The sequence below is a fragment of the Microbacterium sp. UMB0228 genome (genome assembly GCF_002871415.1).
Lineage (GTDB): Bacteria > Actinomycetota > Actinomycetes > Actinomycetales > Microbacteriaceae > Microbacterium.
Genome location: NZ_PNFU01000009.1, coordinates 105471 through 128579, shown reverse-complemented (window position 1 = coordinate 128579; position 23109 = coordinate 105471). Strand labels below are relative to the sequence as shown.

21 protein-coding genes are annotated in these 23109 nt (G+C 69.8%); 13 read left to right on the top strand and 8 right to left on the bottom strand.

Annotated elements, in window-relative coordinates; all coding sequences use genetic code 11:
- Nucleotides 1-274: 274 nt before the first annotated feature.
- Nucleotides 275-2368 carry a S9 family peptidase gene (locus tag CJ226_RS16865; RefSeq protein ID WP_102209884.1) on the bottom strand — a complete coding sequence of 698 codons (2094 nt, stop codon included), beginning with the start codon at nt 2366-2368 and terminating at the stop codon, nt 275-277.
- A 155-nt stretch (nt 2369-2523) separates the two neighbouring features.
- Here CJ226_RS16865 and CJ226_RS16860 point away from each other — a divergent pair, with 155 nt between their 5' ends.
- Genes CJ226_RS16860 through CJ226_RS16845 form a run of 4 tightly spaced genes read left to right on the top strand, consistent with a single transcriptional unit; the run spans nt 2524 to nt 6713 of the window.
- Nucleotides 2524-3888, top strand: a complete 1365-nt coding sequence (locus tag CJ226_RS16860; protein WP_062634935.1) for an inorganic phosphate transporter — start codon at nt 2524-2526, stop codon at nt 3886-3888.
- On the top strand, nt 3885-4220 hold the full coding sequence (locus CJ226_RS16855) for a peptidase (protein ID WP_102209883.1): 336 nt from the start codon (nt 3885-3887) through the stop codon (nt 4218-4220). Before CJ226_RS16860 ends, CJ226_RS16855 begins: the two co-directional genes overlap by 4 nt.
- Before the next feature lie 51 nt (nt 4221-4271).
- Nucleotides 4272-5201, top strand: a complete 930-nt coding sequence (locus tag CJ226_RS16850; RefSeq protein ID WP_102209882.1) for a phosphodiesterase — start codon at nt 4272-4274, stop codon at nt 5199-5201.
- 51 nt (nt 5202-5252) lie between these two features.
- Nucleotides 5253-6713, top strand: a complete 1461-nt coding sequence (locus tag CJ226_RS16845; RefSeq protein WP_102209881.1) for an aspartate ammonia-lyase — start codon at nt 5253-5255, stop codon at nt 6711-6713.
- Nucleotides 6714-6777: 64 nt separating this feature from the next.
- Here the strand turns inward: CJ226_RS16845 and CJ226_RS16840 are convergent, their stop codons facing one another.
- A complete protein-coding gene (locus CJ226_RS16840) occupies nt 6778-7647 on the bottom strand; it encodes a fumarylacetoacetate hydrolase family protein (protein ID WP_025103194.1) in 870 nt (289 codons plus the stop codon).
- A gap of 89 nt (nt 7648-7736) precedes the next feature.
- Between CJ226_RS16840 and CJ226_RS16835 the strand changes: the two genes are divergently transcribed.
- From CJ226_RS16835 to CJ226_RS16825, 3 genes are all read left to right on the top strand, one after another.
- A complete protein-coding gene (locus tag CJ226_RS16835) occupies nt 7737-9038 on the top strand; it encodes a PrsW family intramembrane metalloprotease (protein WP_082802876.1) in 1302 nt (433 codons plus the stop codon).
- Between the two features lie 211 nt (nt 9039-9249).
- Nucleotides 9250-9618 carry an FKBP-type peptidyl-prolyl cis-trans isomerase gene (locus tag CJ226_RS16830; protein WP_025103196.1) on the top strand — a complete coding sequence of 123 codons (369 nt, stop codon included), beginning with the start codon at nt 9250-9252 and terminating at the stop codon, nt 9616-9618.
- 177 nt (nt 9619-9795) lie between these two features.
- Nucleotides 9796-10350: a YceI family protein gene (locus tag CJ226_RS16825; RefSeq protein ID WP_025103197.1), complete on the top strand. Its 555-nt coding sequence runs from the start codon at nt 9796-9798 to the stop codon at nt 10348-10350.
- Nucleotides 10351-10381: 31 nt separating this feature from the next.
- Here the strand turns inward: CJ226_RS16825 and CJ226_RS16820 are convergent, their stop codons facing one another.
- Entirely contained in the window at nt 10382-11677 is a 1296-nt protein-coding gene (locus tag CJ226_RS16820) for an MFS transporter (RefSeq protein ID WP_102209880.1), read from the bottom strand.
- A 185-nt stretch (nt 11678-11862) separates the two neighbouring features.
- Between CJ226_RS16820 and rpsO the strand changes: the two genes are divergently transcribed.
- Nucleotides 11863-12132, top strand: a complete 270-nt coding sequence (gene rpsO / locus CJ226_RS16815) for a 30S ribosomal protein S15 (RefSeq protein WP_017203073.1) — start codon at nt 11863-11865, stop codon at nt 12130-12132.
- Nucleotides 12133-12237: 105 nt separating this feature from the next.
- On the opposite strand, the gene CJ226_RS16810 is transcribed toward rpsO, so the two are convergent.
- Complete coding sequence (locus tag CJ226_RS16810; RefSeq protein ID WP_102209879.1) at nt 12238-13242, bottom strand: isopenicillin N synthase family oxygenase; 1005 nt, start codon at nt 13240-13242, stop codon at nt 12238-12240.
- A gap of 150 nt (nt 13243-13392) precedes the next feature.
- Between CJ226_RS16810 and efeU the strand changes: the two genes are divergently transcribed.
- The 3 genes from efeU to efeB are packed head-to-tail and all read left to right on the top strand — an operon-like array spanning nt 13393 to nt 16890.
- Nucleotides 13393-14331, top strand: a complete 939-nt coding sequence (gene efeU, locus CJ226_RS16805) for an iron uptake transporter permease EfeU (RefSeq protein WP_102209888.1) — start codon at nt 13393-13395, stop codon at nt 14329-14331.
- Complete coding sequence (efeO, locus tag CJ226_RS16800) at nt 14328-15560, top strand: iron uptake system protein EfeO (protein ID WP_062634928.1); 1233 nt, start codon at nt 14328-14330, stop codon at nt 15558-15560. Before efeU ends, efeO begins: the two co-directional genes overlap by 4 nt.
- A gap of 25 nt (nt 15561-15585) precedes the next feature.
- On the top strand, nt 15586-16890 hold the full coding sequence (gene efeB / locus CJ226_RS16795) for an iron uptake transporter deferrochelatase/peroxidase subunit (RefSeq protein ID WP_102209878.1): 1305 nt from the start codon (nt 15586-15588) through the stop codon (nt 16888-16890).
- Between the two features lie 7 nt (nt 16891-16897).
- Here efeB and CJ226_RS16790 read toward each other — a convergent pair whose 3' ends face one another.
- Nucleotides 16898-17782, bottom strand: coding sequence for a serine hydrolase (locus tag CJ226_RS16790; RefSeq protein ID WP_102209877.1), 885 nt, complete (start codon nt 17780-17782; stop codon nt 16898-16900).
- Nucleotides 17779-18906, bottom strand: a complete 1128-nt coding sequence (locus CJ226_RS16785; protein WP_102209876.1) for an acyltransferase family protein — start codon at nt 18904-18906, stop codon at nt 17779-17781. The genes CJ226_RS16790 and CJ226_RS16785 overlap by 4 nt, the downstream gene beginning before the upstream one ends.
- A gap of 111 nt (nt 18907-19017) precedes the next feature.
- Between CJ226_RS16785 and CJ226_RS16780 the strand changes: the two genes are divergently transcribed.
- Together CJ226_RS16780 and CJ226_RS16775 are read left to right on the top strand one after the other, a co-directional pair.
- Nucleotides 19018-20244, top strand: coding sequence for an LLM class flavin-dependent oxidoreductase (locus CJ226_RS16780; protein WP_102209875.1), 1227 nt, complete (start codon nt 19018-19020; stop codon nt 20242-20244).
- Between the two features lies 1 nt (nt 20245).
- Nucleotides 20246-20890 (top strand): FMN reductase, encoded by a 645-nt coding sequence (locus CJ226_RS16775; RefSeq protein ID WP_025103206.1) that lies wholly within the window; start codon nt 20246-20248, stop codon nt 20888-20890.
- 129 nt (nt 20891-21019) lie between these two features.
- Here CJ226_RS16775 and CJ226_RS16770 read toward each other — a convergent pair whose 3' ends face one another.
- Both CJ226_RS16770 and CJ226_RS16765 read right to left on the bottom strand, forming a co-directional pair.
- A complete protein-coding gene (locus CJ226_RS16770; protein ID WP_062634918.1) occupies nt 21020-21709 on the bottom strand; it encodes a response regulator in 690 nt (229 codons plus the stop codon).
- Nucleotides 21706-22992, bottom strand: a complete 1287-nt coding sequence (locus CJ226_RS16765; protein WP_102209874.1) for an ATP-binding protein — start codon at nt 22990-22992, stop codon at nt 21706-21708. Before CJ226_RS16765 ends, CJ226_RS16770 begins: the two co-directional genes overlap by 4 nt.
- Nucleotides 22993-23109: the final 117 nt, after the last annotated feature.

Sequence of the window (23109 nt, the reverse complement as noted above, 5' to 3'; positions counted from 1 at the left end):
ATCCGTAAGCAACCGAAACCGCGTCACCGCTCCAGCGTCTCAACCGATCCCCTCAACCTTTGTCAGACACGCCCTAGCGCCTGATGCGGCGCGGAAGCTTGAGCCGACGTCAGACACGGGAGTGCAGGCTTCCGCCCGAGATCAGGCCAGGAGAGCCACGCCTGCCTGATGCCGCGCGAATGCCTGATGCCGCGCGAATGCCTGATGCCGCGCGCGCCTGATGCCGCGCGGGCCTGATGCCGCGCGGGCCTGATGTCGCGCGTGATCGATGCCGTCAGGCGAGGTGGAGGGTGTCGAGCAGCCAGGCGAGCTCGAACGCCCGCTCGCGCCAGGAGTTGTACCGCCCGCTCACGCCCCCGTGTCCCGCGACCATCTCGCACTTGAGCAGTACGTCCTTCGCGCCGGCCTCCCGCAGCCGGGCGACCCACTTGGCGGGCTCCACGTAGAGCACGCGGGTGTCGTTCAGCGAGGTCACCGCGAGGATCCGCGGGTACTCCACGCCGTCGCGCACGTTCTCGTACGGGGTGTACGACTTCATGTACGCGTACACCTCCGGGTCGTGCAGCGGGTCGCCCCACTCGTCCCACTCGATCACCGTGAGGGGGAGCGAGGGGTCGAGGATCGTGGTCAACGCGTCGACGAACGGCACCCCCGCGAGGATCCCGGCGAACAGCTCCGGGGCGAGGTTGGCGACCGCGCCCATCAGCAGACCACCCGCGCTGCCGCCCTCTGCGACGAGCTGGGCCGGGGTCGTGGTGCCCTCGTCGACGAGGTGCCGGGCGCAGGCGACGAAGTCCGTGAAGGTGTTCCGCTTGTGCAGGAGCTTGCCTTCTTCGTACCACTGCCGGCCCATCTCGCCGCCGCCACGCACATGCGCCACAGCGAAGACGACTCCGCGGTCCAGCTCCGAGAGTCGGGCGACGGAGAAGCCCGGGTCGATGGAGTGCTCGTACGAGCCGTAGCCGTAGAGGTGGACGGGCCGGGGCGTCGCGCCGGGCTCTCCGAAGGAGCGCTTCCAGACGAGGGAGATCGGCACGCGCGTGCCGTCCTCCGCGGAGGCCCATTCCCGCCGCTGTCCGTAGTCGGCGGGGTCGTAGTCGCCGAGCACCGTCACCTGCTTGCGGAGGACGAGTTCGCGCGTCGCGAGGTCGAGTTCGTACACCGTGCCGGGCGTGACGAACGACGTGTAGCCGAGGCGCAGGAAGGGGGAGTGCCACTCCGGGTTGCCGCTGACGCCCGCCGAGTAGAGGGGCTCGTCGAACTGCAGCTCCTCCACGGCGTCCGTCGCGTAGTTCAGGAGCCCGACCCGTTCGAGGCCCTCGCTGCGGTACTCCACCGTGGCGAAGTCGCGGAACGCATCCACCCCGAGCAGCCGTCGTCCCGGCTGATGCGCGACGACGACGCGGCGCTCGCCCTGCGGATCGTCTGCCGCCACGGAGACGAGCTCGAAGTCCAGGGCGTCGTCATTGTGCAGGATGAGCAGGCGGTCCTCGCCGTCCACGACCGCGTGCTCGAGCGAGTACTCCACGCCCTCCCGCCGCGGCCATACCGGACGCGGCTCCGCGGTGATGTCACCGGTCAGGTCGACGAGGTACTCCTCGCTCGTGATGCTGGAGCCCACGCCGATCACGAGGTAGCGACGGCTGCGCGTGATCCCGGCGCCGAGCCAGAACTTCTCGTCGGGCTCGTGGAAGAGCTGGATGTCGTCCGACACCGGGGTCCCGAGCCGGTGCAGCCACAGGGTGTCGGGGCGCCAGGCATCGTCGCGCGTCGTGTAGAGGATGCCGGTGCCGTCGGGGGTGAAGAACGCGCCCCCGGTGTCCGGGATCTCGTCGGCGAGCGTGACGCCCGTCTCCAGGTCGCGGACGCGCACGGTGTAGAGCTCGTCGCCCTCGAAATCGGTCGACCACAGCAGCTTCGTCGCGTCGTCGGAGGTGTCGAACGCGCCGAGGGAGAAGAACTCGTGCCCCTCCGCCTCGACGTTGCCGTCCAGCAGCACGACCTCGCCGGGTACCGGGACCCCCGGCTCGAGACGCGGGGGCGTCCAGTCGCCCTCGACGGCGGCGGCCCGGCAGTGGATGCCGTACTGCGCGCCTTCCTCGGTGCGGCTGTAGTACCACCACTCTCCGCGTCGCGTCGGCACGGAGAGATCCGTCTCCTGCACGCGGCCCTTGATCTCCTGGAAGAGCGTCTCGCGGAGCGCCGCCAGATGCGCCGTCTCCGCCTCGGTGTGCGCGTTCTCGGCCTCCAGGTGCGCGATGACCTCGGGGGAGTCCTTGGCACGCAGCCACTCGTACGGGTCGTCGACCGTGTCGCCGTGGTGCGTGCGGAGGGTCGAGCGGCGGGCGGCGATCGGGGCATCAGTCACCGTCCCACGCTATCCCAGGTCGAGTTTGACCGGCACGGGGGACGGTGGCAGGATTTACCGGGGCCGGTAAACGGAAGTCAAACCCACGGTGAACTCTTCGTTCGTCACGTCGATCCCGTCGACATCTCCCTCTTCCTCAAGACCGAAAGCGAACGGTGGAAACCGCAGCCCTCATCGTCGTGCTCGTCATCGCGCTGGCACTCTTCTTCGATTTCACGAACGGGTTTCACGACACCGCGAACGCGATGGCCACGCCCATCGCGACCGGGGCGCTCAAGCCCAAGACCGCGGTGCTCCTGGCCGCTCTCCTCAACCTCGTCGGCGCCTTCCTGTCGACCGAGGTGTCCAAGACCATCTCCGGCGGCATCATCCAGGAGGATGCGATCCTCGCCGCGGGGGCAGAGCTGTTCCTCTCACTGATCTTCGCCGGACTCATCGGCGCGATCACCTGGAACATGCTGACCTGGCTGCTCGGCCTGCCGTCCAGCTCGTCCCACGCCCTCTTCGGCGGTCTGATCGGCGCGACGCTCGTGGGAGCCGGCCTCGGCGGCATCGACTTCGGCGCCGTGCTGTCGAAGATCGTCCTCCCCGCTCTCATCGCCCCGATCACCGCCGGCATCATCGCCTTCGTGGCGACGAAGATCGCCTACTCGGTCACCCGGCGCTACGACGGCAAGCCCGACGGGCGCGACGGCTTCCGCTGGGGTCAGATCTTCACGTCGTCCCTGGTCGCGCTCGCCCACGGCACCAACGACGCGCAGAAGACGATGGGCGTCATCACCCTCGCGATGATCACGATCGGCTGGCAGTCCGGTGCACACCACGAGCCCGAGCTCTGGGTCATCGTCGCCTGTGCGTTCACGATCGCCCTCGGCACGTATCTCGGCGGCTGGCGCATCATCCGCACGCTGGGCAAGGGCCTGACCGACGTCAAGCCGGCGCAGGGCTTCGCGGCCGAGAGCTCGACGGCGGCGACGATCCTGGCCTCCAGCGCCCTGGGCTTCGCCCTCTCCACCACGCAGGTGGCCTCGGGATCGGTCATCGGATCGGGTCTCGGTCGCCGCGGCTCGACGGTCCGCTGGCGGACGGCCGGTCGCATCGGCGTCGGCTGGCTGCTGACCCTGCCCGCGGCCGGAGGGGTCGGCGCCCTGGCGGCGCTGCTCGTCGTCTGGCTCGGTCCCTGGGGTGTGGCCATCGATGCCGTGCTCGCGGTGGTGATCATCCTCGGGCTGTACATGCGTTCGCGACGCAACGCCGTCACGCCGGCCAACGCCATGAGCGATGTCGCCGAGTCCCACCTCGCGGTCGAGGTTCCCGAGACGCCGCCGCCCACGCGTCGTCAGCAGCGCATCGCCCAGGCGAAGGCGGAGGCGAAGGCCCGCGCCGAGGCCAAGGAGAAGGCGAAGGCCGAGGCCAAGGACAAGGCGAAGAAGAAGGCCAAGGCCAAGGCCGACGCGAAGGCCGCGAAGACCGGCAGCGCCTCCTCGTCCGACGCGTCGCAGAACGGGGATCCGGCATGAACGTCACGATCGACTGGATCGCCTTCCTGCAGGTGTTCGCCGCCGCGCTCATCGGCGCCGCCGCCATCGTCACCTTCTACGCCCTGGGTCTGCGTCTGCTCGTGCGCAGCGGACGGGCCCCCGTCGTGAGTCCGGCGGAGTTCACGGATGCCATCACGGTGATCTCCGAGAAGGAGCTCAAGCGGGCCGCCAAGCAGGCGGCGAAGGCGGCGAGGAAGAGCCCGCTCACCGAGGCGCAGAAGACCCTCGCCCTCGTGGGCGCTTACGGCTGCTTCGTGCTTTGCGGGGCCGCGGTCATCGCCGGCATCCTGCTCATCGTCGTCGGCCACTGAGCCTCCGGCGCGCCAGGAACGGGCGTCGGCACCCGCCCCTAGGCTGAGGGCATGTCCGCAACCAACGGAACGCCCCCGGTCTTCGGCCGATACGCCCCCGCGTCCCATGTCCTGATCCATGTCAGCGACCCGCACTTCCTGGCCGGCGGGGCCGCGCTGGGGGGACGGTACGACGTCGAGCACACGTTCGCGCGGACGCTCGAGGCGATCCGCGCCGTGCATCCCGCTCCCGCCGCCATCGTGATCACCGGGGACCTCGCCGACCTCGGCGAGCCGGATGCGTACCGCCGGCTGCGTGCGGCGATCGAGCCGGTCGCGGCCGAACTCGGCGCACCCGTGGTCTGGGTCGCGGGGAACCATGACGAGCGCCCGGCGCTGCGCGAGGCGCTCCTGGACGGCGAGCCCACCGAAGAGCCGGTCACCGGGGTGTGGGATCTCGACGGGCTGCGGCTCGTGGCCCTCGACACCAGCGTCCCGGGATGGCACCACGGCGACCTCGACCCGGCGCAGCTCGCGTGGTTGGCCGACGTCCTCGCGGAGCCCGCGCCGCACGGGACGATCCTGGCGATGCACCATCCGCCGCTGCCCAGCCACCTGCCGCTGTTCGACATCCTCGAGCTCCGTCATCAGGACGAGCTCGCCGCCGTCATCCGCGGCACCGACGTCCGCAGCATCCTCGCCGGCCACCTGCACTACTCCTCACACGGTCTGTTCGCCGGCGTCCCGGTGAGCGTCGCGTCCGCGACCTGCTACACCATGAACGTCGCCCGTCCGGCGGCGGAGGTGAACGGCATGGACGCCGCCCAGGCGTTCCAGCTCGTGCACGTGCGGCCGGAGACCCTCACGCACACGGTCGTCCCCGTGGTCGACGCGCCGACCGACGACTACTTCTCGGAGGAGTGGATCGCGCGGATGGCGGCGCTGACCCCGGAGGAGCGCCTGGAGGCGTTCTCCCGGAAAACCCCGCAAGGACCGGCGTAGACTGGTCGCATCCCCCACTTTTCCGTTCGCCACGACCCACGAGGATGTGACATGGCTTCTGCCGCGCCCGCCTATACCCGCACCGAGACCGATTCGCTGGGGAGCATGGAGATTCCCGCCGACGCGTACTGGGGGATCCACACCGCCCGCGCCGACGCGAACTTCCCGATCACGAAGCGCCCCATCTCGGTCTACCCCGAACTGGTGATCGCCCTCGCGATGGTGAAGCAGGCCAGCGCCAGGGCCAACAAGGAGATCGGCGTCCTCGACGCCGAGCGGGCCGACCTCATCGACCGCGCGGCACAGCGCGTCATCGACGGCGAGTTCCACGACCAGTTCACGGTCGGCGTCATCCAGGGCGGCGCCGGCACGTCGACGAACATGAACGCGAACGAGGTCATCACCAACATCGCGCTGGAGATGGCCGGACGCGAGAAGGGCGACTACGCCTTCCTCTCTCCGATCGACCACACGAACCGCAGCCAGTCGACCAACGACGTCTACCCGACCGCGGTCAAGATCGGCCTCTCGCTGACGCTGCGCTCGCTGCTCGACGAGCTGGACGCCCTGCGTGTGGCGTTCCTCGGCAAGGCGGGGGAGTTCCACGACATCCTCAAGGTCGGCCGCACGCAGCTCCAGGACGCCGTGCCCATGACGCTCGGTCAGGAGTTCCACGGCTTCGCCACGACCCTGGGCGAGGACCACAGCCGCCTCACCGAGAACGCCTCCCTCATGTTCGAGATCAACATGGGCGCGACCGCGATCGGCACCGGCATCACGACCCACCCCGACTACGCGCCCGCCGTGCTGAAGCACCTGCGCGAGATCACCGGACTCGACCTGGAGACGGCGACCGACCTCGTCGAGTCCACGAGCGACACGGGCGCCTTCATGTCGTTCTCCTCGTCGCTCAAGCGGAACGCCATCAAGCTCTCGAAGATCTGCAACGACCTGCGCCTGCTGTCGTCGGGTCCGCAGGCGGGCCTCGGCGAGATCAACCTGCCCGCACGCCAGGCCGGCTCCAGCATCATGCCGGGCAAGGTCAACCCGGTGATCCCGGAGGTCGTGAACCAGGTGGCGTTCGCGGTCGTCGGCGCCGACATGACCGTGACCATGGCGGTCGAGGGCGGTCAGCTCCAGCTCAACGCCTTCGAGCCCGTCATCGCGCACTCGATCTTCCAGTCGATCACCTGGATGCGTCAGGCCATGTGGACGCTGCGCGTGAACTGCGTCGAGGGCATCACCGCCAACCGCGACCGTCTGGGCGCGATGGTCGGCGCGTCGGTCGGCGTCATCACGGCGCTCACGCCCTTCATCGGCTACGCGGCGGCCGCCGCCCTGGCCAAGACGGCCCTACTGACCAACCGCAACGTCGCCGACCTGGTGGTCGAGGCCGGACTCATGTCCCGCGACGAGGTCACCAAGCAGCTGTCTCCCGCCCGTCTGTCGGGCCTGGAGGCGGTCACGGCGGCCATCCCGATCGTCACCCCCGACGACCTCATCCAGATCTGAGCGTCGACCGGATACGCGAAGGGGACGGGAGCTCACAGCTCCCGTCCCCTTCGTCGCGTCCGGGTCAGTCGAGGATGCGGCAGTGCGTCGTGAGCTCGCCGATGCCGTCGATGCCGACCGTGACGGTCGAGCGGTCGCGGAGGAAGATCTGCGGGTCGCGCGAGTAGCCGGCGCCGCCGGGGCTGCCCGTGGAGATCAGGGTGCCGGGGAGCAGGGTGAGCGACTGGGAGAGGTGGGCGATGAGCTTCGCCACCGAGCGCACCATCTGGTCGGTGCTGGCGTCCTGCACGGTGTGTCCGTCCACCACGGTCCAGATGTGGAGGTCCTGCGGGTCGGCGATCTCGTCGGCGGTCACCGCGAAGGGCCCGGTGGGGGTGAAGCCGTCGAACGACTTGCAGCGGGACCACTGCGCCTCGGAGAACTGGATGTTCCGCGCCGTGATGTCGTTGACCACCGTGTAGCCCCACACGTGCGTCAGGGCGTCCGCCTCCGGCACGTCCTTCGCGGGGGTGCCGATGAGCACGCCCAGCTCGGCCTCGTAGTCGACGGCCTCGCTGAGGCTCCGGGGCCAGGACGTGGTCTGGTCGTGACCGGTCAGCGAGTTCGGCCACAGCGTGAACACGGTCGGCGCGGCGTCGGTCTTGAGTCCAAGCTCGCTGGAGTGCGCGGCGTAGTTGAGACCGACGGCGAGCACGGCCGGCGGCGCGATCACGGCGGAGGCGAACCCCCAGCCGGTCAGCGGGTGGCGCGGGGCCGTGCTGTCGCGCAGGGCGGCGCGGAGCTCGTCGAGTCCGGCGTCTCCTCGCTCGATCAGCTGCTGCAGGGTGGCAGGCGCGTCGGACAGGAGATCGGAGACGAGGATGGCGTCCGAGCCCTCCACCACGGCGAGAACCGCCTGGGAGGAGTCTGGACGGCGCAGGTGAGCGAACCGCATGGTTCTACGCTACCGGGTGCGTGCGGCCGGTCGGGTGGAGGAAGCCCCCAGAGCCCGGCGCGGATGCTTGTGCCCCATAAGCTTTGAGCATGACCTTCGGAGGACCGTCCGACCCCCAGCAGCCCGCCCGGTACACGCCGCCGTCCGCGCCGCCCGCGCAGCCGAGTGCGTACTCCGCCGCGCAGTACGCACAGTCGCCGTATCTGCCGCCGTCGTTCGGACAGCAGCCGGGCTATGCGTCGGCCCTCGCGCAGCCGACGCCCTACACGCCACCGGCTCCCGTCGCGCCGTCGCCCGCCGAGTCGCTGCCGGCTCTCCCGGTGCCGAACAAGAAGGGCCGGACGATCTCGCTGTGGCTGTTCGGCTTCCTCGGGTTCCTCCTCCTGGCGCTCATCGGCTACTTCGGCTGGGCGCTCGGACCGACCGCCTCGGTGATCGGGCTCGTCCTGGCGTTGATCCCGCTCACGATCGTCTTCCTCGGGGTGCGCATGATCGACCGGTGGGAGCCGGAGCCCAAGCGTCTCGTGGCGTTCGCCATCGCCTGGGGTGCCGTGGCCGCGGTCGGCCTCACGCTCCTCGTCGACATCGGCCTCACGATGCTGTTCGACATCCGCTCCGAGGAGTTCTCCGCGGTGATCCAGGCGCCCATCGTCGAGGAGTTCTGGAAGGGCCTCGGGGTCTTCCTCATCTTCCTGCTGGCGCGACGATCCTTCGACGGTCCGATCGACGGCGTCGTCTACGGGGCGCTCGTCGGCGCGGGCTTCGCGTTCACCGAGAACATCCAGTACTTCGCCATCAGTCTGATCGAAGGCGGCGGCGAGCAGCTCGGCGTCACCTTCATCGTGCGGGCGGTGCTCTCGCCGTTCGCCCACGCGATGTTCACCTCGCTGACGGGGTTCGCGATCGGCCTCGTGGCGCGCCGGCACGCCTCCGCGGGAGCGGCCGCCGGCGCGGGCCTGGTCGGCATGGTCGGGGCGATCCTCCTGCACGGCCTGTGGAACGGGTCGGCGACCTTCGCCGACTTCTTCGGGCTCTACTTCACCCTGCAGGTGCCGCTGTTCATCGGCTTCATCCTCGGGATCGTCGCGCTGCGGCGAGAGGAGGCGCGGCTCACGCGGGCGCGCCTGGCCGAGTACGCGGCCGCCGGCTGGTTCACGCCGGAGGAGGTCACGATGCTCGCCACGCCCGCCGGGCGCAAGGTCGGGCTGGCGTGGGCGGCGCAGCTGCGCGGCGACCGCCGGCCGCTGATGCGTGAGTTCATCAAGGACGCGACGGCTCTGGCGGCGGTTCGCCAGCGGGCGATCACCGGTCGCGACCCGCTCGCGGTCGAGGACGAGCGTGCTCTGCTGATCCGCACGAGGGCGGCACGCGCCGCGCTGCTGGCCTACTGAGGGACCGCTCCGGACAGACTCAGCGCCCGGTGCTGCGGCGATGCCTGCATGTCTCCCGGGCGCTGAGTTGATCTGCCACCAGGGTGCACCCGGCCCCGGGGATGTGTCAAGGGTCTCCGCGACGGGCGGCCACGGCGGCTCGACGAGGTGTTCGCTGTGAGCAGGTGCGGTCGCGTTGACCGCGCGCGCGGCGGTCGGGTTGGATGGAGCCATGACTGATCGCACAAAGCCCGAGTTCGACGCCCCGACCGGCCCTGCCCCCGCAGAACTGGTCATCCGCGACATCATCGAGGGTGACGGTGCCGAGGCCAAGCCCGGCGACACCGTGACCGTCCACTACGCCGGCGTGGAGTTCGAGTCCGGCGAGGAGTTCGACTCGTCGTGGGGTCGCGGGGAGACCATCCAGTTCCCGCTCCGTGGCCTGATCCAGGGCTGGCAGGACGGCATCCCCGGCATGAAGGTCGGCGGCCGTCGCGAGCTGATCATCCCGCCGCACCTCGCGTACGGCCCGGCCGGGGGAGGGCACTTCCTCTCCGGCAAGACGCTGATCTTCATCATCGATCTCGTCGCTGTCGGCTGACATCCTCGTTCGGAAGCGCCCCGCACCCTGTGGTGCGGGGCGCTTTCGATGTCTCCGGACTTTCTGCTCGACACGGGAATACATGCGAATGAATGTATGTTGTCGGAAGGGTGCCGCGGACGATCGCGGTGCCATCCCTTCGCCGCCGCCGCGGCCGACGTCTCCTGAGGAGCAATCATGAGCAGCATCGACATCCCCGGTTACCGCCCCGGCACCTGGGTCCTCGACCCGTCCCACAGCGAGGTGACCTTCAGCGTCCGCCACATGATGATCTCGAAGGTGCGCGGCACCTTCGGCGTGAAGAGCGCGACGCTCGTGGCTCCGGAGAACCCGCTCGACGCCAAGGTCGAGGCCTCGGTCGACGTGACCTCCGTCGACACGAAGGACGAGGGCCGTGACCAGCACCTCCGTTCCGCCGACTTCTTCGACACCGAGAACTTCCCGACCATGGACTTCGTCTCGACCGGCGCGCGCGTCGAGGGTGGCGACTTCCTCGTGGACGGCGACCTCACCATCCGCGGCATCACCAAGCCCGTCACCTTCGAGCTCGACTTCGGCGGCTTCGGCAGCGACCCGTGGGGCAACTACAAGGCCGGCGCCTCCGCCAAGACGGTCATCAACCGCGAGGACTTCGGCCTCACCTGGAACGCCGCGCTGGAGACCGGCGGCGTGCTCGTCGGCAAGGACGTCACGATCACGCTCGACCTCCAGGGTGCGCTGCAGCAGGACTGACGCGCGCAGACCTCTCCGAACCCCGGGCCCGTCAGGGCTCGGGGTTCTCTGCGTCGTAGGCGCGGAACCGCGGGTGCCGACGGGCGAGGAGGGCGACGAGCACGATCACGAGGATGCCGCCGAGCAGCGGGGGGAACCACAGCGACGTCAGCGTCGCGAGGGTCCCGGCGTAGAGGGCGCCGACGCGGGGGCCGCCGGTCACCACGACGACGAAGAGCCCCTGCAGGCGTCCGCGCATGGCGTCCGGTACCGCGGCCTGCATCATGGTGTTCCGATAGATCGAGCTGATGTTGTCCGAGGCGCCGGAGAGCGCGAGCGCCACGCACGCGGCGACGATGAGCAGGACGTGCGGCCGGTCCTCGCCGGCGGGCGTCGCGGAGAAGGCGCCGATCAAGAGGACGACGCCGAACAGGGCGATCGCGGCGCCGTAGGCCTCGATGGCACGGGCGATCCCACGACCGTGCCACCGGTACTGCACCACGCGGCCGGAGAACAGGCTCGAGGAGAAGGTGCCGACGGCGACCGCCGCCGTGAGGATGCCGGTCGTGAACGCCCCGCCGCCGAGGATCACGGTGCCCAGCGCCGGGAAGAGCACGAGCGGCTGCCCGAAGGTCATCGCGATGATGTCCATGACGTACTGCATCCGGATGTTGCCCGCCCGGCGGAGGAAGCGCCAGCCGTCGACGAGTGAGGCGAGGCCGGGGCGCACGGTGTCGCCTTCGGGGCGCAGGGCGGGGAGGGTCCACAGTCCGAGGAACATCGACAGCATGAGCACGACGTCGATCGTGTACGTCCAGCCGTACCCGGTGAGGGCCACGAGGAGTCCGGCCAGCGCGGGGCCGACCATGACCGTGAGTCCGAACGCGACGCCGTTGAGCGCGGACGCGGCGGCGAGCATGCGGCGGGGGATGAGTCGGGGGACGATCGCCGTCCGGGTGGCCATGCCGACGGAGTTCGCCGCCGAATTCACGATGCTCAGCGCGTACAGCCACCAGATCGTCTCCGTCCCCGTCCATGTGAGCGCGGCGAGGAGCGCGGTGGAGGCGAACGTCACGGTGGCCGCGATCAGCGCGACCCGTCGGCGGTCGAACGCGTCGGCGAGCATGCCGCCGTACAGACCGGCGAGGATCATCGGCAAGAGACCGGCGACGGCGATCATCGAGACGGCGAACGTGCTCTCGGTCAGTTCGAACACGTGCAGCATCACGGTCACGATGGTGAGCTGACCGCCGATGCCGGCGAGCGTCGAGCCGATCCACATCCGGGCGAAGGCCGGGCTGGCCTTCAGCGGGGTGAGGTCGATCAGATGGCCGCGTCGGGAGCTCACAGGGCGATCTTCTTCTGCACATCCCGAGCCTAGTTGACCGGTGCGCCTCGCTCCGGACCCCGTGTCCCGCCGTGGTCGTTCGGGCTGGTAGACTCGTCAGGTTGCCGTTCGATCGGCCGCGGATAAAGAGAGCTCACGCATCAGGCGTCGGGCGCCGCGCAACAAGCAGAGAGGGGATCGAATCTATGGCACTGGAAGCAGACGTCAAGAAGGCGATCATCGAAGAGTACGCGACGCACCCCGGTGACACCGGATCCCCCGAGGTGCAGGCCGCGATGCTGACGCAGCGCATCAAGGACCTCACCGAGCACCTGAAGGAGCACAAGCACGACCACCACTCGCGTCGTGGTCTGTTCCTGCTCGTGGGTCAGCGCCGTCGTCTGCTCGGCTACCTCCAGAGCGTCGACATCGAGCGGTACCGCTCGCTGATCGCACGCCTTGGTCTTCGCCGATAAGGCACCACGGACCCAGCGTTCAATCGCGCAGAACATTCTTGAGAAGGCCGCCCCACGGTGTGGGGCGGCCTTCGTCATGTCCGGGATGCCGCGTCGCGGAGCCTGTCAGGCGGGCGTCCGGACCAGGTCGGGGTGGTGGATGGCCGCCACGTCGGGGTGTGCGCGCAGCCGGGACTTCATGGCGTTCTCGCCGTACGTCGCGTGGATCGGATTGCTCGGGTCCTCGGTGACCCCGGTCGCCTCGGCGGCGAGGTCGGCGGGGAGCTCGAGCAGCGGGAGCTGTTGATCGAGCGCCGGATTGAAGAAGAACGGGATCGAGATGCGCTCTTCCGGTGCTCGCGGCGAGATCACCCGGTGGTTCGTCGCCTTGAGGTAGCCGCCGGTGGCGTACTCGAGCAGCTCGCCGATGTTGACGACGAAGGCGCCGGGAACCGGGGGAGCCGACACCCACTCGCCGTCACGCTCGACCTGGAGCCCGCCCTTGCCGGGCTCGACCCAGAGCAGCGTCAGCACCCCGGAGTCCTTGTGCGCGCCGACGCCCTGCTGCGGTTCCGGCTCGTTCGTGCCCGGGTACCGCACGATCTTGATGAGGGTCGACGGATCGCGGAACGTCTCGTCGAAGTAGGTCTCCTCGGCCCCGAGAGTGAGGGCCCAGGCGCGCAGGAGCTTGCGGGCGATCTCCGTCAGAGCGTCGTGCCACTCGGTGACGACCTGCTTCAGCTCGGGCTGGGCGGCCGGCCAGAGGTTGGGGCCGATGAGGCGGTTGAAGGCGGGGCCACCGTCCACCGGCTCGCGCTCGGGGCCGATGTCGATCTGCTCGCGCCAGTCGACCTTGCCCTGCGTCCGTTCCCCGCCGATCCGGGTGTAGCCGCGGAAGTGCGGGCTGTTGACGTTCTCGATCGCGAGCTTGTCCTCCTCCGGCAAGGCGAAGAAGTCGAGGGCCGCCTGGTGCAGCCGCGCCTCGAGTTCCGGCGAGATCCCGGTGCCGGTGAGGTAGAAGAAGCCGACGTCGTGAGTGGCCGCGCGGAGGTCGTCGCGGAAGCGCGCCGCGGCCTCGGGGCCGTCGTCGAGCTGGGACAGGTCGAGGATGGGGAGCGAGAGTTCAGCCATGGACCGAGGCTATGTCGGGGATGTGGCCGGAGGACGCTCTGTTGCACTCCATTACCTCCGGCGGCGGTGTCGGGGCCGCGCCGGTCGCGGTGCTAGAGTCTCGGTGGTAAGGGATGCCTTACCTCAGTCGTCAGTCAGAGAGTGTCTCCCGTGCTCGCCACCTTCCTCATCGGACTCCGCGAGGGTCTCGAAGCCGCGCTCGTCGTCGGCATCCTCGTCGCCTACCTCCGCCGTCTCGGTCGCCGGGACGCGCTGCCGAAGATGTGGGCCGGGGTTGGTCTCGCGATCGCCCTCGCTCTGGGCATCGGCGCGATCCTGACCTTCGGGGCCTACGAACTGACCTTCCAGGCCCAGGAGCTGATCGGCGGCGGGTTGTCCCTCGTCGCGGTGGCGATGGTGACGTGGATGATCTTCTGGATGCAGCGCGCCGGCCGCACCATGAAGGCGACCCTGGAGGGCGGCATCGATCGCGCGCTGACGGTGGGTGGTCTCTGGGCGCTCATCGCGATCGGCTTCGTCTCCGTCGCCCGCGAGGGGATCGAGACCACGCTGCTGCTGTGGTCGATGGTGCAGTCCTTCGGCGACGCCCCCTCGGCGCTCGTCGGCGCGGTCCTGGGACTCTCCGTGGCCGTCGTGCTCGGCTGGCTCATCTCCCGCGGGGCGCTGCGCCTGGACCTGCGGCGCTTCTTCGCCTGGACGGGCGGCTTCCTCGTGATCGTCGCCGCCGGCGTCCTCGCCTACGCGCTGATGGATCTGCAGGAGGCGGGCGCGCTTCCCGGCCCGTTCACCGCCGCCGCTCCGCTCGACCCGGTCACCGGCGCCGTCGCCGTGGGCGCGGCCGGCTTCCCGTTCGGCTGGGCGTTCGACGTGTCGGCGGCGATCGCTCCCGGCGGCGCGCTGGCCTCCGTCCTGCAGGCCACGGTCGGCTTCATGCCCGCCATGACCTGGCTGCAGGTGATCGCCTGGGGCCTCTACATCCTCGTCGTGGGCGGGCTCTACCTCCGCGGCCTGCGCTCGGCACGCCCTTCGACGCGCGGCGCCTCCGCCCCCACCCCGACGTCCTCCCTCACACAGCAAGGAGCAGCATGATCACCTCGCACCGGGTCCTCGCCGCGGCAGCCGCCGCGGGTACCGCCGTCCTCCTCCTCAGCGGCTGCGTCGCGAAGAGCGATGCCCAGGCGACGGCGGCGTTCGACGTCTCATCCACCGCCACGGACTGCGCCGTCTCCGCGTCCACCGCGAAGAGCGGGACGCTGACGTTCGATGTGACGAACGACACCGACCAGGTCTCCGAGTTCTACCTGCTGGCCGAGGACGGACTGCGAATCGTCGGCGAGGTCGAGAACATCGCCCCGGCCGCGTCCCGCACCCTCACGGTGGTCGCCCAGCCGGGCGAGTACTTCACGCTCTGCAAGCCGGGCATGGTCGGCGACGGTGTCGGCCGGGCGTCGTTCACGGTGACCGGAGACCGCGTGGCGGTGGACGGCCCCGACGCTGAGCAGAAGCAGAAGGCCGTCGATCTCTACGGGGCGTTCGTGAAGGATCAGGTCGGGCAGCTCGTGCCGGCCGTGGAAGACCTCGTGGCCGCCTACGAGTCCGGCGACGACGAGACCGCCCGCACGCTCTTCCCGCAGACGAGGGCGTTCTACGAGCGCATCGAGCCCGTCGCCGAGGCGCTCGGAGACCTCGACCCGCGGATCGACTACCGAGAGGTCGATGCGGTGGCGGAGGGTCTGGACTGGACCGGCTTCCACCGCATCGAGAAGGACCTCTGGGTGCCGGCGAAGGACGCGCTGAACGCCGACGGAGAGACCCCGGCATGGCAGGACTGGGCGCCGTCCACGCCCGCGGAGCGCGCCGATTACGGCGACCTGCTCCTGGCCGACGTGCAGGAGCTGTACGACTACGTGCACTCGGACGACTTCACCACCGCGCTGGACGACCAGGGGATCGGCGGCATCTCGAACGGCGCGATCGCGCTGCTCGACGAGGTGGCCACCGGCAAGATCTCCGGCGAGGAGGACTGGTGGTCCGGCACGGATCTCTTCGACTTCGCCGCGAACGTCGAGGGCTCCAAGATGGCCTTCTCGCTGGTGCAGGACTTCGCCGCGGCGCAGGGCGACGACGGCGAGGCCCTCGTCTCCGAGATCGAGACCGGATACACCGCCCTCGAGGAGTCCCTCGCCGCGCACGGCTCGCTCGCCGAGGGCTTCGTGGGGTACGGCGAGCTGACCGAAGCCGACAAGCGCGAGTTCACCGACCTCATCAACGCACTCGCCGAGCCGCTCTCGCAGCTCACCGGCACGGTGCTCGACTGACGGCGGCACACGGAGGAGCACGGACGTGAACGAGTCGGAATCCGTCGCCCGGGAGACTCCGGCGGCCCCGCCGTCGGAGCCCTCCGGCGGCGGTCTCAGCCGCCGCGGGCTGCTCGGGCTGGCCGTCGGCGGTGGCGTCGCCGGCCTGGCCGTCGGGCTGGGGGCCGGCACGGCCGGAGGCATGGCGCTCGGGCGTGCGCGTGCCGCCGAGGACGCCGAGTCGCGGTACGAGTTCTTCGGCGCGCACCAGGCCGGCATCACGACGCCGGTGCAGGACCACCTGCACTTCGCGAGCTTCGACATGATGCCCCGCACCGATCGGGACGACCTCATCTCCCTGTTGCAGGACTGGTCGTACGCCGCGGCGCGGATGACGCAGGGGCTGGAGGTGAGTGCGAGCGGCGCGGTGAACGGTCCCGCCGAAGCGCCCCCGGATGACACGGGGGAGGCGCTGGGGCTTCCCGCCGCGGGCCTGACCCTCACGTTCGGGTTCGGGCCGGGGCTGTTCGAGAACGAGGACGGCGATCGCTACGGTCTCGCCGCTCGGCGTCCGCCCGGCCTCGAACGGCTCCCCGCCTTCCTCGGGGACGACCTCGATCCGGCGGCGTCGCACGGCGACCTGTGCATCCAGGCCTGTGCCGACGACCCCCAGGTCGCGGTGCACGCGATCCGCAACCTCAGCCGCATCGCGTTCGGGCGGGCCCGCCTGCGCTGGTCACAGCTCGGATTCGGCAAGACCTCGCGCACGACGGCGAGCCAGGCCACGCCCCGGAACCTCTTCGGCTTCAAGGACGGCACGGCCAACATCCTCGCCGACGACACCGCGGCGCTCGCCGAGCACGTCTGGGTCGCCGAGGGTGACGAGCCGTCCTGGATGGCCGGCGGTTCGTATCTGGTCGCCCGGAAGATCGCCATGCTCATCGAGACCTGGGACCGGGTGCGCCTGGCCGAGCAGGACTCGGTCATCGGACGGGACAAGGGGGTCGGGGCACCGCTCTCCGGAGGCGATGAGTTCACGGCCCCCGACTTCCGCGGCACGGAGATCGATGCGAACAGTCACGTCCGGCTCGCGCATCCGGAGCAGAACGACGGCATCCGCATCCTGCGCCGCGGGTACAACTACGTCGACGGCAACAACGCCCTGGGGCGCCTGGACGCCGGGCTGTTCTTCCTGGCCTACCAGCGTGATCCCGCCCAGTTCATCAGCCTGCAGCGCCGACTGTCGACCGACCGTCTCAACGAGTACATCCGCCACGTGGGCTCGGGCATCTGGGCCATCCCGCCGGGAGCGCGACCGGGTTCGTACGTGGGGGCGGAGCTGTTCGCCTGAGCAGGACTCAGCCGACGGCGACGTCTTCGAGGACGGCGACGGCGTCCGCGGCGAAGGCGTCCGCTCCGGCGTGATCGTGAGCGGTCACCGTCACCACCGCGTCGCCGAGGAACAGCAGCAACTGGCCGTGCGCCCCGTGCAGCCGCCACGCCCGCCCCGGACCCTGCCAGCCCGCGAGCGCATAGCGGTCGTAGCCCGGGTTGACGCCCGCGACGACGCCGTCCTCGTGCATGGCGTCGATCCACTCCGGGGCGACCAGCCGACGACCTTGCCAGGAGCCGCGATCGCGGATGAGCAGACCCAGGCGCGCCACCTCCTCGGTGCGGAGCGGCAGGCCGCCACCCGCCTCGATGCGGCCGTTCGGGCAGCGGGACCACGCCACGTCCTCGATGCCGAGCGGGGCGAAGAGGCGGGTCGAGAGGTAGTCGCCGACGTCGCCCACCCGGGTCGCGAGAGCGGTCATCGCGGTGTAGGTGCTCGCGTTGGAGTACTGGAACACGCGGCCGCGTGATGGCCGTCGCAGGAACTCCCGGGCCAGATCCGGCCAGTCCGTCATCAGCGTCTCCGACCACGGCAGGTCGATGCCGCTCGACATCGACAGCAGGTGACGCAGGGTGACGTGAGCGACGCCGTCGCCGAGTTCGTGGTCCGGCAGGAGGGTGGCCACGCTCTCGTCCAGGCGGATCAGCCCGTCATCGGCGGCGAGGGCGGCGGCCAAGACGCAGACGCCCTTCGCGATCGAGTGCACGTCCTCACGGACATCGGGCGTCCAGCGGTGATCCGCGGTGTCGTCGCCGATGCGCACGTGGAGCCCGTGCGCGGCGAACCCCTGGGAGTCGGCGATGGCGACGAGCCGATCCCGGACCTCGGACGCGGGGTGGGCGCCTGTCATCGCGGACGCCGGGAGCCGGTCGGATCGTTGCGGCGACCTTCCCGCGACGCGAGCTCGGGATCGGCGAACAGCCACCGCGGCCGCGGCTCCACGAGCGGACGGAACACCCGCCGCACGGGCGTGGTCGCGAGCAGCAGTGCGAGGACCACCGAGAGCGCCGTGACCGCAGGGAGCCAGAACCAGGTCGGCTCGAGGTCGCGCAGCACGCCGCTCTCGCGGAACGGGTAGAGCACGAAGGAGTGTAGGAGGTAGACGTACATCGTGTACTGACCGAATGTGGTCCACCAGTACGCCCCGCGGGGGATGAGGGCGAAGAAGGCGGCGCACAGCACGACCGCGAGCAGCATGAGCAGGATGCGGATGCCGCCGGCCCACCACTGGTCGCCGACGAGGTCGACGTAGGAGTCCTCGTAGAACAGCCAGTGCCGCAGGTCGACCGCCTGCCACAGCGGCAGCCAGTTCCACGCGGCCCATCCGGCCGTGCCGAGGACGACGAGCGCGAGGACGCGGCTCCACCACGGGCGGACGTCGAGGAGACGGAGGCGGTCGACGACGTTCTTCTCCCGGAGCCACCAGCCCAGGGTGAAGAACGGCAGCAGGCCCAGGGTCCGGGAGAGCGAGAACGTGCTGTCGACGTTCGGCAGGTAGCCGGCGCCGATGGAGATCACGATCGTCCACAGCAGCGGCCAGCGCAGCAGCGCGAGGTAGGGGAGGACGAGACGGAAGATCCCGAGCGCGAGCAGGAACCAGAGCGTCCAGCTGGGCTGCGTCGGGTTCGGGGTGGTCTCTCCCTCCACGAGCCACTTGGTGAGCGTCCAGAGCGCCTCGAAGATGACGTAGGGGAGGATGATGTCGGTGATGACGCGGGCCATCTGCGTCCGGGTGGGAGAGCCCGACTTGGAGAAGTAGCCGGAGATGATGGCGAACGCCGGCATGTGGAACGCGTACAGCGCCAGGTAGAAGGCGAAGGCGATGTCCGAGTCGTAGCTGAGGCGCTGGATGGCATGGCCCAGCACGACGAGGACGATGCAGGCGTAGCGGGCGTTGTCCCAGAAGGGCACGCGTCGGCGTTTACGGGCGGGCCCTGTGTGGGGCCCCGTCGTCCCGACTCCGGTGGTGCTCATTCTCCGAGGCTACCGGCCGGGAATAAAGTTGCCCTGCACGCGTTGACCCAATTACATTCAAATGAATAGAACCGGATGTGGAGCATCCGATTCGGAGAACACGGAGCAATCATGAGCGAGCAGTCAGGCGCGCAGGCGATGCAGTTCGGCATCATGTCGGTCAGCGACATCACCCGCGACCCCACCACGGGAGTCACCCCCAGCGAGCAGGAGCGGATCAAGGCGACGCTGGCCATCGCCACGCATGCCGAGGAGGTGGGCCTCGACGTCTTCGCCATCGGCGAGCACCACAACCCGCCCTTCTGGTCGTCGAGCCCCACGACATTCCTCGCGGCGCTCGCCGCCCAGACGGAGCGCCTCATCGTCTCCACCTCGACGACGCTGATCACGACGAACGACCCGGTCCGCATCGCCGAGGAGTACGCGATGCTGCAGCACGTCTCGGACGGCCGCATGGACCTCATGCTGGGCCGCGGCAACACCGGCCCGGTGTACCCGTGGTTCGGGCAGGACATCCGTCAGGGCCTTCCGCTCGCGATCGAGAACTACGCCCTGCTGCACAAGCTGTGGCGCGAGGACGTCGTCGACTGGGAGGGCAAGTTCCGCACGCCGCTGCAGGGCTTCACCTCCACGCCCCGTCCGCTCGACGGCATCGCCCCGTTCGTGTGGCACGGTTCGATCCGCACCCCGGAGATCGCGGAGCAGGCCGCGTACTACGGCGACGGCTTCTTCGCGAACAACATCTTCTGGCCGAAGGAGCACTACCAGCGGCTCATCGAGCTGTACCGTCAGCGCTTCGAGCACTACGGCCACGGCACGCGCGAGCAGGCGATCGTCGGTCTCGGCGGCCAGGTGTTCATGGCCGCGAAGTCGCAGGACGCGGTGAACCAGTTCCGCCCGTACTTCGACAACGCGCCCGTCTACGGTCACGGCCCCAGCATGGAGGACTTCACCGAGATGACCCCGCTGACCGTGGGGTCGCCGCAGCAGGTGATCGACCGGTACGCGGCGATGCGCGAGCACTACGGCGACTACCAGCGCCAGCTGTTCCTCATCGACCACGCGGGTCTGCCGCTGAAGACGGTCCTCGAGCAGCTCGACATCCTCGGCGCCGAGGTGGTGCCGGTGCTCCGCAAGGAGCTCGCGAAGGGCCGCCCGTCCACGGTGCCCGACGCGCCGACCCACGCCGCGCGCGTGCAGGCGACGTACGGCGACGGGCCCACCCGGCAGGCGCGTCCCGGCGCGAACCGCGGCGACAACCTCACCGGGGACTCGCCCTACCAGGACACGCCGGCGCCCGCCGGTGCCGCATTCGGACTCGGCCGGAAGGAGGCCTGACATGACCACGCGTCGCATCGCCGTCGTCTCGGCGGGGCTGTCGAACCCGTCGTCCACCCGGATGCTCGCCGACCGTCTGGCCGCGGAGACCGTGAAGGCGCTCGCGGAGCGCGACATCGAGGCCACCGTCGACGTGATCGAGCTGCGTGACCACGCGCACGACATCACGAACAACATGCTGACCGGCTTCGCGCCTCCCGCACTCGAGACCGCGATCAACACCGTCGTCTCGGCCGACGCCCTCATCGCGGTCACCCCGATCTTCTCGACGAGCTACTCGGGCTTGTTCAAGTCGTTCATCGACGTGCTCGACCCGGACGCGCTCACCGGGAAGCCGGTGCTGATCGGAGCGAACGCGGGAACGCCGCGGCACTCCCTCGCGATCGACTACGCGATCCGACCGCTGTTCGCCTACCTGCATGCCGAGGCCGTCTCCACGGGTGTCTTCGCGGCGTCGAGCGACTGGGGCGGCGCGGGAGACGACGTCGCGCCGCTGGCGAAGCGGGTCGAGAAGGGAGCGAGGGAACTCGCCGAGGCGGTCGCGCGCCGGGACGCCGCCGCCGTCGTCGACCCGTACGACCCCGCCACCTACCTGGGTGAGGGGCGCTCCTTCGGTCACATGCTCGGCGGTCTCGCCGGGGAGTGAGTCACGCATGACGCCATCGACGATGTCCGAGGGACGTCGTGCGATGGCGTCATGCCTGCGCACCGGCGTGAGCCTCGCGATCCAGTCGGGAGACCGCAGCTGCTCCACGAAGGACCCCGACACGCTCACCTAGGCGGGAGGCGATCCAGGACATCTCCAGTCGTACTCGGTCTCCGGCCGGCCCCGCGTGCCGTAGCGTGCAGCCCGTGTCAGCACGCGCTCGGCGACCAGGTGCTCGAGGTACCGGCGCACCGCGACCCTCGACATGCCCAGTCGCTCGGCCGCCTCGCGTGCCGACAGGGGGCCACCAGCGCGCAACACTGCGACGACTCGGTCCAAGGAGGTCGTCGAGAGCCCCTTCGGCAGCGCGATCGCGCCTGTGGTGCGGCCGAGCAGCGCGTCGATCTCCGCTTGTGTGGCCTCGCCTTCAGTGGACCGCGCCTGCTCTCGGTACGCGCGGTACTGTTCCATCCGCTCGCGGAAAACGCTGAACGGGAACGGCTTCACGAGGTAGTGGAACACCCCGAGGGCCGCCATCTGCCGCACCGACTCGGCGTCGCGCATGCTGGTGATCGCGATCACGTCCAGGGCGGCGGAGCGTCCTCGGAGTGCGCGAAGCACGTCGATACCTGAGCCATCCGGCATCGTGATGTCGAGCAGCATGAGTTCGAATGCGTCGGGTCGATCGAGCACGGCCGTCATCGCGGCGCGAGCGCCCGTGCATTCGCCGGTGACCTCGAAACCGTCGAGACGGGCCAGGTAGTCGCGGTGCAGTTCGAGAGTGAGTGGATCGTCGTCGACGATGAGCGTGTGTATCATCGTCGCCGGCCGTGCTGATCTCGCGCAGCGGGGAGGACGACGCGGAAAGTGGTCGGAGCGTCTGTCACCGTCACCGATCCACCCGCCCCGCTTACCACCGAGCGCACGAGTGCCAGGCCGATGCCACGCTCCTGCGCACCGGCGGGCTTCGTGGAGAAGCCCTGGTCGAACATCCGCTCGCGCACGGCCGCCGCGATCCGGGGACCGCTGTCGGAGACCTCCAGCACGACTCCGTGGCCCTCGTGTGGACGGAGCGAAATTCGCACCCAGCGGTCCTGCGAGTTCGCCGCGGCATCCATGGCGTTGTCCACCAGATTGCCGAGCACGGACACGGAATCCACGGTCGACAGGGTCGTGCGTGGGGTGTCCGGCTCGATATGCACCCGCCAATCGATGCCGCGTTCCCTGGCCTGAGAGGCCTTCCCGAGGAGGAGCGCTCCGACGGCCGGATCGCCGTGGCGTCGCGCGGTGACCTGGTCGACGAGGGACTGGCTCTGACGGGACGTCTCCGTGAGGATCTCGATCGCCTCGTCACGGCGTCCGAGTTCGAGCAGAGCGACCGCGGCGTGCATCCTGTTCCCGTGTTCGTGCGTCTGCGCCCGCAGCGCTTCCCCCAGAGTGCGGATCGATTCGTACGACGACACGGCGTCGCGCAGCTGGCCGGGCGGGAGGTCGCCGGCGATTCGGCGGGTCACGCGGCGAGCGATGATCGCGCCACCGGCACCGAGGGCGACGAGGGCGATCGTGATGCCGAGCGTGAGAGGCAGGCGGCGGATCAGCGTGTCGCTGATGGACTCGGTCGTCACCCCTGCGGCGACCCAGCCGATCATGTCGTCATCCGGCGCGGTGACCGGGACGATGGTCCGTACCGATGGTCCTAGGGTGCCGGTGAACTCCTCCGTGAGCGTGCGCGGCGACGCGGGGATCGTGCCCAGGTAGGTTCCGCCGATCTGGTCGGCGTCGGGGTGGGTGATCCGCGTGCCGTCCGGAGTCATCACGGTGATGAAGTCGAGCCCCGCACCGGCGACGACGGTCAGCGAGTAGGGCTCGAGCGCCCGCGTGGCTGCCGCGCGGTCTTCTGAGCTCAGCCCGTCGATCACGTCCGGGGAGGCGGCGAGCGAGACGGCAGTGGCGGCCGTGACCCGTTCCGCCTCGGCGCGGATCGATCGTTGCGCCTCCAGCACCAGGAAGCCCGCGACGAGGATGCCGACCACGACGGCGACGACCAGCAGCACCGCGAACACACGGGAGGCGGTGCTGCGGGTGCGGGAGGGGCGCGCCATCGCTTCCTCCGATCGTCGATGCTCAGATGCCGTGACCAATACGACCACAACTCGCCCCGACGCGGGAAGTCGAGGACCGTGAACTCTGATCGGCGGCGAAGCAGCCGCCCACCGGAC